This is a genomic window from Pedobacter psychroterrae (assembly GCF_004331695.1).
Taxonomy (GTDB): Bacteria; Bacteroidota; Bacteroidia; order Sphingobacteriales; family Sphingobacteriaceae; genus Pedobacter; species Pedobacter psychroterrae.
Genome location: NZ_SJSL01000003.1, coordinates 310,512 through 320,743 on the forward strand (window position 1 = coordinate 310,512; position 10,232 = coordinate 320,743).

At 37.3% G+C, this 10,232-nt stretch carries 9 protein-coding genes and 1 pseudogene; 5 read left to right on the top strand and 5 right to left on the bottom strand.

The genetic code is table 11. The features are described from left to right. Nucleotides 1–221 precede the first annotated feature (221 nt). The 4 genes from EZ437_RS15045 to EZ437_RS22085 all read right to left on the bottom strand — a co-directional run bounded on the left by EZ437_RS15045 (nt 222) and on the right by EZ437_RS22085 (nt 2,784). Entirely contained in the window at nt 222–1,466 is a 1,245-nt protein-coding gene (locus EZ437_RS15045; RefSeq protein ID WP_131596882.1) for an MORN repeat-containing protein, read from the bottom strand. Nucleotides 1,467–1,608: 142 nt separating this feature from the next. Then, nucleotides 1,609–2,046 carry a hypothetical protein gene (locus EZ437_RS15050; RefSeq protein ID WP_131596883.1) on the bottom strand — a complete coding sequence of 146 codons (438 nt, stop codon included), beginning with the start codon at nt 2,044–2,046 and terminating at the stop codon, nt 1,609–1,611. Between the two features lie 232 nt (nt 2,047–2,278). Next, complete coding sequence (locus EZ437_RS15055) at nt 2,279–2,554, bottom strand: hypothetical protein (RefSeq protein ID WP_131596884.1); 276 nt, start codon at nt 2,552–2,554, stop codon at nt 2,279–2,281. Between the two features lie 59 nt (nt 2,555–2,613). Further along, a complete protein-coding gene (locus EZ437_RS22085) occupies nt 2,614–2,784 on the bottom strand; it encodes a beta-eliminating lyase-related protein (RefSeq protein ID WP_131596897.1) in 171 nt (56 codons plus the stop codon). Between the two features lie 215 nt (nt 2,785–2,999). On the opposite strand from EZ437_RS22085, the gene EZ437_RS15065 reads away from it, so the two are divergent. The 5 genes from EZ437_RS15065 (at nt 3,000) to EZ437_RS15085 (ending at nt 9,931) form a co-directional block, all read left to right on the top strand. Next, nucleotides 3,000–4,553, top strand: a complete 1,554-nt coding sequence (locus EZ437_RS15065; protein ID WP_165500431.1) for a M1 family metallopeptidase — start codon at nt 3,000–3,002, stop codon at nt 4,551–4,553. A 256-nt stretch (nt 4,554–4,809) separates the two neighbouring features. After that, the gene (locus EZ437_RS15070) at nt 4,810–5,019 is read left to right on the top strand and encodes a hypothetical protein (protein WP_131596886.1); all 210 of its coding nucleotides are present in this window, start codon (nt 4,810–4,812) and stop codon (nt 5,017–5,019) included. Between the two features lie 335 nt (nt 5,020–5,354). Further along, a complete protein-coding gene (locus EZ437_RS15075) occupies nt 5,355–6,896 on the top strand; it encodes a serine hydrolase domain-containing protein (protein WP_131596887.1) in 1,542 nt (513 codons plus the stop codon). A gap of 777 nt (nt 6,897–7,673) precedes the next feature. After that, on the top strand, nt 7,674–9,206 hold the full coding sequence (locus tag EZ437_RS15080) for a TlpA family protein disulfide reductase (protein ID WP_131596888.1): 1,533 nt from the start codon (nt 7,674–7,676) through the stop codon (nt 9,204–9,206). A 167-nt stretch (nt 9,207–9,373) separates the two neighbouring features. Beyond that, entirely contained in the window at nt 9,374–9,931 is a 558-nt protein-coding gene (locus EZ437_RS15085; RefSeq protein ID WP_131596889.1) for a hypothetical protein, read from the top strand. Nucleotides 9,932–9,995: 64 nt separating this feature from the next. On the opposite strand, the pseudogene EZ437_RS21760 reads toward EZ437_RS15085, so the two are convergent. Then, nucleotides 9,996–10,232 (bottom strand): annotated as a pseudogene (locus EZ437_RS21760) (hypothetical protein); the annotation flags it as partial.

Below are 10,232 nucleotides of genomic sequence, written 5' to 3' on the forward strand. Positions count from 1 at the left end.
ATAAACTCTTCGTCAAGTTTTATTAAATAACTAAATCAACCCATGCCTTTCCGAGTCACGATTATGCTATTCTGCACATTCAAAACTCCCATGATCATAAGATTTGAAAAATAATATTTATGTTTGGCTAACTAGGCTCAGCAACCCTGAAAGCTTCGTTTTTTAAGACTAGTCAGGACAACCCAATGTGATGCTTAATAGAATTGAACTGATATCCATTGTCATTGTTTATCTAAATTTTCGTTAATCCATGAGAGACAATTTGCCGCGTCAACCAAACTCCAGGAATGAGGATGCCGTGTACCATCTAAACGATACCCCTTACCCAATGCATTAATGAACTCTGCTTGTTTGTTGCCTTGTAAATTTAGCTCAATTACTAAGGCTGTTTGATCGGGTGCATTCATGTCATACAAGTCACGCTGCCTGTTTTTCATCGCCCAATCCACATCGGGATCTGAATAGATGCGTAATGAGACAGAATTCAAATACTTAGCATTTCCTCCCTGTCTTTCGGAGCGGGAATAGATTGAGTTGTTGATATATTTTTCAGGATGTTGAGAGGGTGAACCGCCAAAATATTTATTCATTCCATCAAGGTAGTATTTTGCTTCATTAACCGCCATCGTCGATACATTCTTTTCGACCTCCCTTTCAAACTGATAATACATATTAGCAAAGTCGACTGGACCATCAACGCTGTATACTGCTTTAGGAACAATAGCAGTTGAATCATTATTTTCAAAGGCCAGCTGTGCATAACGCAGACTGACAATACCGCCCAAAGAAAAGCCGCCCATCACAAATTTGTCTTTTGGGATCTGATAGCGTGAGATTGCGTCAGTAAACACTGAGTTTAAAAAGAAGGTAACAGGTGGATCCAGGCAAATGTGCATATTGGTTGAAGGAACAATAATAATTAATCCATCATCTGAAGCGAGTTGACATAATTTTTTATTGTTATTCAATACGCTTTCTGGCCTTTCCCAAGTGCTAGGCAATAAGACCAATGCACCTTTCACAGCAACTTTTGGAGAGAGCGTATAGTAAAAAAGAGATTTGTCAGGAAGAAAATTATCGAATATATGAGTGCTATCTATAAGCTTAATCTTATTTTTTTTTAGTTTTCCTAAGTACACACTATCCAGGCCGACTATCTCCCCATCAATAAAATACCCCTTTTTACTGGCACCTTTATTAAAGGTGGAAGTGCCATAACCATTTTGAATTCCTTTATCCATCCCGCCTATATACTGTGCAGCTTGAATATCCTTAACAAACCAGGTTAACACACCATTTCCGGTAGCTAACCCATCTTTACATTTCCCCTTCCAGGAGATACTGTGATCTGAAGCATAAGCTACGTCCCATACTTTGCAACCAGTTTTACTGTCGCTAATATATTGCTGTGCAAAGATGATCTGCTGAACAAATAATAGACATACAGACAGTACAAAATGCTTCATATATATATGTGGGGTATTAGGCTAAAATAGCCAATTATAGTTAGGTTAAGAACCCTTTGCATAAAGTTTACTAAAGTGGTGAGTAATTACTTCGTAACCTTGGTTTTTAAGAAAGATTTAGATGTGTTGATATCAAATAAAGCTATTCAATTTCTTTCAGCAAACCTGACATTTTAAATCTTTTTTTGGCAAGTTTTTCAAGGGATCTCTCGTTGAAGGTTTTCATAATGAACTGCAAGGGTCGTTTTCCTTGGGCACCTTCCGCTCGTCTGTCACCTTCAGTTGAGTCAACCTTCATCGTTTCATTATCTGCTGTAGTTAAACTGTCAATCAGTTTATGGTCGTTGTCAGTCAAAACTGGTTCAGTGAAACCGCTATTGTCTAAACTAATGATTTCTTGAATCGCCTGCGATCTATTGTAGCTTTTGGCAAGAATGGATCGGAGGTAAGTTAGCTTGAACTGTTCAATGTAGATAGATTTCCATTGGGACTTTTTATCAGGTATTCCAGCAGTTTTGCAAGAGGAAATTAAGAGAGCCAAACAAAGCCATATTAGCAACGAAAGGTTTGTTTTCATCATTTATAAATTTAGATACATTTTGAATATATAGAATTTATGCCGATAACTTATCATGGAGTTTATTTAAATCCTATGAGATGCATCCCTGAAAGGCTAAAAAACCCTCTAGAATTCTTCGTTTTATGAGACAGGTTGTCTCTTGCCTTTTCAGTATTCTAAAGGAGATTGGGATCTATAATTACATATCTATCTTCCAGATCTCATCTTCTAAAACAACCTCATGATCGTAACTCTACATCTTTGAAAATGCAATGGCCTCTGCAAAAGAATCAAAGATTAAATGATTATCCCTTCTCAATAATGTCGGATTTATTTTAATCTTAACAAAGCTATCCGATTTCGGCAGGCCAAAAACAATATTGTGTTTCTCTCTTAACCTTTTATTTAGCTTAGCCGGATCTATATTTTTCGCGAGGGAAACATTAAATTGGTTTGTTCCATGCACGATCTGACTGACTTTTACTTCGTTAAGTCTACTCAGCCGGGTAAAAAGGCCCGCGGATTTCATTTTTACCTCTTCCAACACTGTATCAATATTCTTTAAATGATGTAATGCGATTGATGCATTTAATCCTTAACCGATGAATTTGTAAAAGCGGTGGCCATATGTAATCTGGCGCCATCCAAATGCATTTTGTATCCTTCTTGCTTACAAAAAGCCGATATCTTTTGAATTTCTTGAATGGGAAAAGCTTGGTTTTCCCGTCTCCACCTGATTCGATAAGTGGTATGGTTGATAGTGCAGAGAGCTTTAAGAAATCGCGACGTTTATATATTGACATAACTCATATCAAGTTGACATTTTTTTCGGGATTTAATAAAAATGCTGTATTATAAGCTAAAATCAAAATAGAATGGTTATTTACAAACTACCTTATCTAATAATTCTTGCCTGTGTTTGCCAATTGCAGCTTTCTGCACAACAGATAAAAGTTCCTTCTAAAACTGATTCATTGAAAGGTTCAATAACGATAGGCCGAGAATGGTGGGACCTGAAACATTACGCGATAGATATACATCCGGATTTTATCAAGAAATCTCTTACAGGCAGGAATAAAATTGCCTTCAAAGTGCTGCAGGAAAACAGAAATGCCATGATGCAAATTGATTTACAGTCACCATTGGTGATTGATAGTGCAATCTTTGGTGGCCAAAAAGTTTCTATTGAACGAGTCGGTGAAGCTTGGTTCCTTAAGCTTCCGAACCTAAAAATGAAAGCCGAACTTGCCGTTGATATTTATTATTCAGGAACACCAAAAGAATCATTCAACCCTCCATGGGACAGTGGAATTTCATGGACTACAGATTCCCTTGGAAGACCTTGGATCACAATGGGCGTTCAGGGACTTGGGGCAAGCGTCTGGTTGCCATGCAAAGAGCATCAAAGTGATGAGCCAGAAGAGGGAATGTCAATTTCAATCACTATTCCGGATTCCTTGACTGCTGTCGCAAACGGACGCCTACAAAGGGTGACAACTAACATTAAAGGTACAAGCACCTATGAATGGGCGGTACATAGTCCTATCAATAATTATGGGATAGCTTTTTATGTAGGTAAATATACAGAAGTAAATGATGTGTATAAAGGGGAGAAGGGCAGTCTTGATACAGATTACTGGGTGCTCGATTATAACAAACACAAGGTTCAGTCTTATCTCAAGATTGAGGCTATTAAGACATTAGAAGCATTTGAACATTGGTTTGGGCCATACCCATTCTATAAGGACAGCTTCAAAATGGTTGAAACTCCTTACCCCGGTATGGAACATCAAAGTGCTATTGCTTATGGAAATGGATTTAAGTACGGAAGGGTTAAGGCAAACAACCTTAGTTATTGGGATTTGAAGACTGATAGGCTTATTGTTCATGAAATAGCACATGAATGGTTTGGAAACAGTGTAACCACCAATGATATCACTGAGCAATGGATCCATGAGGGATTTGCGGGCTACGCTGAAGAATTGTTTATAGAATACCAATATGGTAAAAAGGCAGCAAATGAATTCTTTGAAGCAAGAACGGTTGGTAAAACTAAAAATGTAGAGCCATTGATTAGACGGTATGGAATATTTGAAACGGGTGGATCATATGTGTACCTGCGAGGATGGAAGCTGGTTCACATGCTGCGAACAATTGTAGATAACGATGAAAAGTTCAGAAAAATATTAAGGAAAATATGTAACCGGTTTTATCACGAGAGTATCAGCTCTGCCCAATTAGAGTCATTGTTTACTAAGCTCAGCGGACGAGACTTAAGGCTGGTTTTCAACCAGTATTTGCGTACTTCGAATGTGCCTGTGCTAGAATATCAGCTTGTAGGAGATACTTTAAGGTTTAGATATACTAACTGCATACCTAAATTTACTATGCCCATAAAAACTAATCTTACAGGGAAACAATGGCTATTTCCTACCACGAGTTGGACAGAGCTTAAGTTGAACACATTTAACAATTCAACATTGCATCTAGCGGCTGATTTCTATGTCGAAGTAAAGAATTCAAATTAGTAGCGTCAACCAAAGTCCCTAGATGGTCATCAGCAACGGATCACTCTAACCTAATTCATTCGTTTAATAAGACAAGTCATACATGTATCGCAACCTTGAATTTGTATCAACCCCTTATTAGTTGGACAAATATGTTGAATTAGTTATTTAATAATTGTCTATATTTGGATAATAAAGATATTGTATTCAACAGGAAAAGAAGTAAGTTTATAACAGAGCGTGAAATAAATTATTCAGAACAACTAAAGCGACTGGTATGCCATTAAAAAGAACTCACAAAAATCTACTGAACGAAATCGACGACCTATCGGGAATTGAAGCTATGACTGTTAATGAGAGATTATTGCACTACGATTTACTTTATGATTTTGATACTGCAATGTTAAATAATAAGGTTAGAGCGAGACAAATTTTGCAGTATCTGAAAGTCGATGAAGACTCCATTAATGCTATGGTGAAAGATTAGGATATCCATTGCCTTTTAATAACGGCAAAAGAACTCAAAATGAGTCCCTTTCGCACTCGTCAATCCTTCGTTTTCTGAGACAATAATTGGTCTCATGTTCCTTGTGTTTCAATAGAGTTATGTTACTGTTACTTGCCTAACTATCTTAAGAATAATATACACGCTGTACCAGTTCGGTCCAAACTAAATATCCATTGCCACATCGGTAAAAAGAGCCCGGGGCGGGCATAATATGCAATTACGCTTTGGCAAAGTAATCCCCAAACACCTGTCCTATTTACAAAGAATTCATTATCTTCAACACTGTAAAACCTTGCAGCCTAACCTAACCAAATATGCATTCTAACATTCGCACCCTTTCCCTCGTCCTGCTCTTACAGGTAATATTTCTTCAAACAGCCCTTACCCAGCATTTGCCACATAGTACTCCAGAGAAAGAAGGGGTTGATTCTAAAGGCATCCTTGATTTTGTAAAAGCAGCCCGTACCAGCAAGACAGAGTTCCATAGCTTCATGCTCCTGCGTCACGGAAAGGTGATTGCAGATGGTTGGTGGAACCCTTATGCCCCAGAACTTAGACATACACTCTACTCCTGCAGCAAAAGCTTTACCGCAACAGCAATAGGTTTTGCCATCAATGAAGGGAAAATAAAACTCGACAGCAAAATAATCTCTTTCTTCCCAGATCAGACCCCGGCAACCATTAGCGATAACCTGGCTCAACTTACCGTAAGAGATGCGCTGATTATGTCCGATGGGCAAGATCCTGAGCCTAGTTACGTATCTGCCGATACCAATTGGGTAAAAAGCTTTTTAGCAGCGCCTATCGTTCATAAACCCGGCACCAAGTTTTTGTACAATTCGTTGGGTACCTATATGCTTTCGGCCATCATTCAAAAAGTAACCGGTCAAACGCTGCTTCAATACCTTACCCCAAGATTGTTCAAGCCGCTCGGCATCAAAAATATAGATTGGGAAACCGACCTCAAAGGCATCAATACGGGAGGTTGGGGCTTACGTGTCAAAACAGAAGATATGGCCAAGTTCGCACAGTTATTCCTGCAAAAAGGTAAATGGAAGGGCAAACAAATCTTGCCATTGGGATGGGCAGAAGAAGCCAGTTCAGTAAAAATAATCCAGCATCCGGATATGTCAGAGGCGGAACGGGCTGGCAGCGACTGGGAACAAGGATACGCCTACCAAATGTGGCGGAGTAAAAACAACGCCTACCGCGGGGACGGCGCCTTCGGACAATACATGATTGTGATGCCAGATCAGGATGCAGTAATTGCTATAACTGCCGAAACCTCCGACATGCAGGGCGAGATTGATCTAGTATGGAAATACCTATTACCTGCAATGCAAGCTGGGAACTTGCCGGAGAACAAAGTTGCTGTAGCAGAATTGAAAAAGACTTTAAAGGAACTGGCATTAGCGCCAAATCCAAATAGCATTAACAGGCTTGCGGCCGAGTTCGATGGAAAGTCTTATACCCTGGTCAATAATCTATCTAAAATCAAAAACATCGCTTTTAAATTTAGTGGAAATGGCATTTGCCAGGTGAGCCTTACTGATGACACTGCAAATTATAGCTTGAGTTTTGGTTCGGGCAAATGGGTTTCAAGTTCAACCAATAAGCCAGGCCCTTCACTAACTGCCCGGGCGAAAGAGATCCGTACCATGCTGGTTCCGGCGAAAGTGGCAGGCAGCTACTCCTGGATCGATGATCATCGCCTAGCGCTAACCCTTAGGTATATTGAAAGTCCGCATACGGAGAAATTCATATGTGAATTTATGGGTGACAGCATCACAGTTAAGCAGACCAATACAGTTGAGGGCGGGAAAGAAACGATTTACACGGGAAAACGAGCTTTATAAGATTTATTCAACTTACGATACCGAACGCTTACAAGAAAGAACATTGTTGTTAGCTTTGCGACTAGTTAGAACACTAGGCTGTAAAAATTTCGATTCGTCATCAAAACGTAAATCCTATGATACCTTTGAATCTGTTTAATCCTTTTTCCCGTTAATTAAACAGAACCGCGGGAAAGGTGAGGTGGATTAGAAGGGAAAGAGTGAGAGCGATTGGTGGAGCGTTTTAGATAGATGTTGACAAGAACCGGGGCTTAATGCCCCGGTTCTTGTTTTTTGTAAAGTTTTATTGACACTGGTTAGGATTTCTAGGATGTGAAAGACTTTTAGTACCCCTTACCACTGTGCGACTATAAATGTTAATAAAGGACTATAATAATCCTCTATCTTTAAAGGAGCACACGATTTAGTAAGAGAAGGTGAGCCAGGATCAGCTTCCTGACCAGTAGATGTTCGTTTTTTGACACAGATCTTTGGTTAAATCTCAAAAACTAGTATTTCTACAATTCTTACATAAAGAACTGTCATGATTGCCAATTTCGTATTGGTCAAATTATTCTGGTTTGTCAATATCATTTCCTAATGACATTGATCATTTTAGATTTTGTTCCTTTAAAAAAGATAATAAATCACTAACCATTGTACTAACCCCCTAAACAGCTGGACTAAATTTTAAAAACAATTTAGAACCATTAAATTAGGGAATAATGAGAAGGATGCGATAGTAAGAAAATCTTAACTATATTACTTATCTATATCAAGAAACTGACGACCATTACCATGACAAAATTAAAAAAATCCAATTTATTCTACATGTTCAGTCTCTTGTTCCTATTGTCATGTAGACAGCCAGTCAGTGGGATAAACGAGGTACCGAAGATTGTTTCTGGTAAAGTTAGATTGACAGGAAATATAAAAAGTGCCAGTGGAGTAAATAAGGATGGAATGTTTGTAAAAATTGTTGTTCCTCATCAAATTTCTGGCGATTATGTCAAATATAGGGCGGATGTGGATATCTCCGGTAATTTCTCTGTCGATGCTGAAGTTGAAACAAATATTTCTTTTGTACATCTCTCGACAAGTTTAAATCCTAGGAAATCTCTTCTTGTAAAGTTGAGAACTGGATATGATACGCACATAGAAATTACTTATAATTCAAGTTTTGATATCGATAAGATTAAAGTTACACCTGAAATGACTCAAAACGACGTAACCCATTCCTTCGATCTTGTCGGTAAAATGATCCAATATCCAATTCTTAAGCAAGAACCTCTTTATGACAGGAGTACGGATGATTTTCTGAAAAGTTCGAAATCTACCTTATCAGAAATATTAAGGGTTGTAGAAGATGATAGATTGATAACAAGTGAAATGAAAGAAGTGCTTTTAAACGACTTTCGTCTATATTATTACCATGCAGCTGTATTCAACTATGGAAATGCAATGAGGGCCAATTATTTTAGAAGCAATGGCGATAAAAATAAAAAGCCTGTCATCAAAAAGATTGATAGATCCTACTATCGCTTTTTGAAAGATCTGAAGCTTGCCGATCCCAAGTATTTGTATGCCTTTGGATCATTTTGGGAATTTAATAGAAAAATTCTAGAAAATGAGGTATTGGCAATCCCAAGGATTGACGACGTTGATATTTCTACTTGGCTGACAAATGTGAAAAGAACTTTATCCGACTTAGTTGGCTTTAATGACGGGTTATTTTATGATATTTTAGCAGCTAATAACTATGGTAAACAGCTGAATGTAGAATTGAAACCTTTGAGTGAGAAGCAGAAAGAGAATATTTTGAAGTATTGGGGAAATGGAGAAATTGCAAAAATTTTATTTCGGAAAAACCAGCAGATTATAGAATTGGATAAATTCAAAACCCCTATCGTTATTAATGATGTCTCAAATATTGCAGCAAATAAGATTATTGAAAATATCACCTCAAAGCATAAGGGTAAAGTTATTTTAATTGATTTATGGGCAACTTGGTGTGGTCCTTGCTTAGACGCAATAAAACACTTTAGGAGTACAAAAGCAGAGTTTCATGATAAAGATGTTGTCTTTGTTTACTTAACAAACAGTTCATCACCTCTTAAACTCTGGAAAGAAAACATTAATGCAATAGGTAACGAACATTATTATTTAGATAACGCGCAGTGGGAATACGTTATGAACTCATTTGATTTCGAAGCAATTCCTTCATACTTGTTATTTAACAAAAAGGGTGTACTTGCAAATAAATTTACTGCTTTCCCTGAAAACGATGAAGTAAAAGAAATGCTAAACAATTTGTTAAAGGAGAAGTATTAATGACTATTTCGGTGAGAGTGGTTCTATCCCAATTATTGAATCTGCTAATTGAAATCCACATTGTAAAAAACGGTCCTTAAATGCTTATATGAAATCACGATTAAAATAGAAATATGCAACTGTAATTTCTCTGCATTATGTGCAATAAAATGTTCTTACTTTCGATAATGATTCTATCATCAACCGCTTCTTTTGCTCAGAAAGATCGACTTTTTAATATATATATAGAAAGAAGCAAGGTTGATTTTAAGAAGCCAACTGGATATCTAGAATTAGATAGCATTCTAACGCTTTATGACGGTAGAAATGGTCATAGAACGGGTCTTTCTGTATTTAATTTACTTTCAAAAAAAGATCAAATCTTGATTTGTATTGGTTTTAATGGCATTGATACTTCTCTGAATTCTAAACTAAAAGGTTTCCCCGGATCGGGAGGAGGACAATATGATGCAAACAGAAATTACATCCCTCATAAATTAGAGTATGAATTGTATCCAACAGGATATGCAAAACTGAAGAATAACGCAGACCTAGCCATTACTTTCGCTTTACCCGTAAATCCTAAGTATCCCGTTTTAGGGAACTTTGATAAATGCAAATGCGTCGTCCTACATAAGGAAAATAACGTAGATATTACGATTTACTATTACTTTACCAGGAAGAGTGAAAAAAACTTAAAAAAACACCTAGAAAACACCAATGCAATGTTTTGGTTTAAAGACTAAATAACGGTGGAATTCTGGGATCTTGCCTGCCCACAATCTTTATATAATAAGGCTTTGTATATGACTACTCCATTATCGCAATAATTATTCTATAATTGTCAGGGTCGCTAATAACGATGCCATTTTGATTCCAATAAGGATTTTTTGCTTTCAATATTGGAATGTTACTGTCCTGACACTTTTTCCTGATTGTTTTTTGTTCTTCAGAACTTACATAGAAAACTAAAAAATCATCTTCATCAGTAATATGGTTTGGTTCTTCCCTCGAGATAGTAAATTCTAAATGCCAGGAAGCATTATG

Bases quoted from the DNA above. Each gene is read 5' to 3' on its own strand.
- EZ437_RS15075 (WP_131596887.1), top strand. From the start codon at position 5,355: ATGCATTCTAACATTCGCACCCTTTCCCTCGTCCTGCTCTTACAGGTA.
- EZ437_RS15050 (WP_131596883.1), bottom strand. From the start codon at position 2,046: ATGATGAAAACAAACCTTTCGTTGCTAATATGGCTTTGTTTGGCTCTC.
- EZ437_RS15055 (WP_131596884.1), bottom strand. From the start codon at position 2,554: ATGAAATCCGCGGGCCTTTTTACCCGGCTGAGTAGACTTAACGAAGTA.
- EZ437_RS15070 (WP_131596886.1), top strand. From the start codon at position 4,810: ATGCCATTAAAAAGAACTCACAAAAATCTACTGAACGAAATCGACGAC.
- EZ437_RS15085 (WP_131596889.1), top strand. From the start codon at position 9,374: ATGATTCTATCATCAACCGCTTCTTTTGCTCAGAAAGATCGACTTTTT.
- EZ437_RS15080 (WP_131596888.1), top strand. From the start codon at position 7,674: ATGACAAAATTAAAAAAATCCAATTTATTCTACATGTTCAGTCTCTTG.
- EZ437_RS15045 (WP_131596882.1), bottom strand. From the start codon at position 1,466: ATGAAGCATTTTGTACTGTCTGTATGTCTATTATTTGTTCAGCAGATC.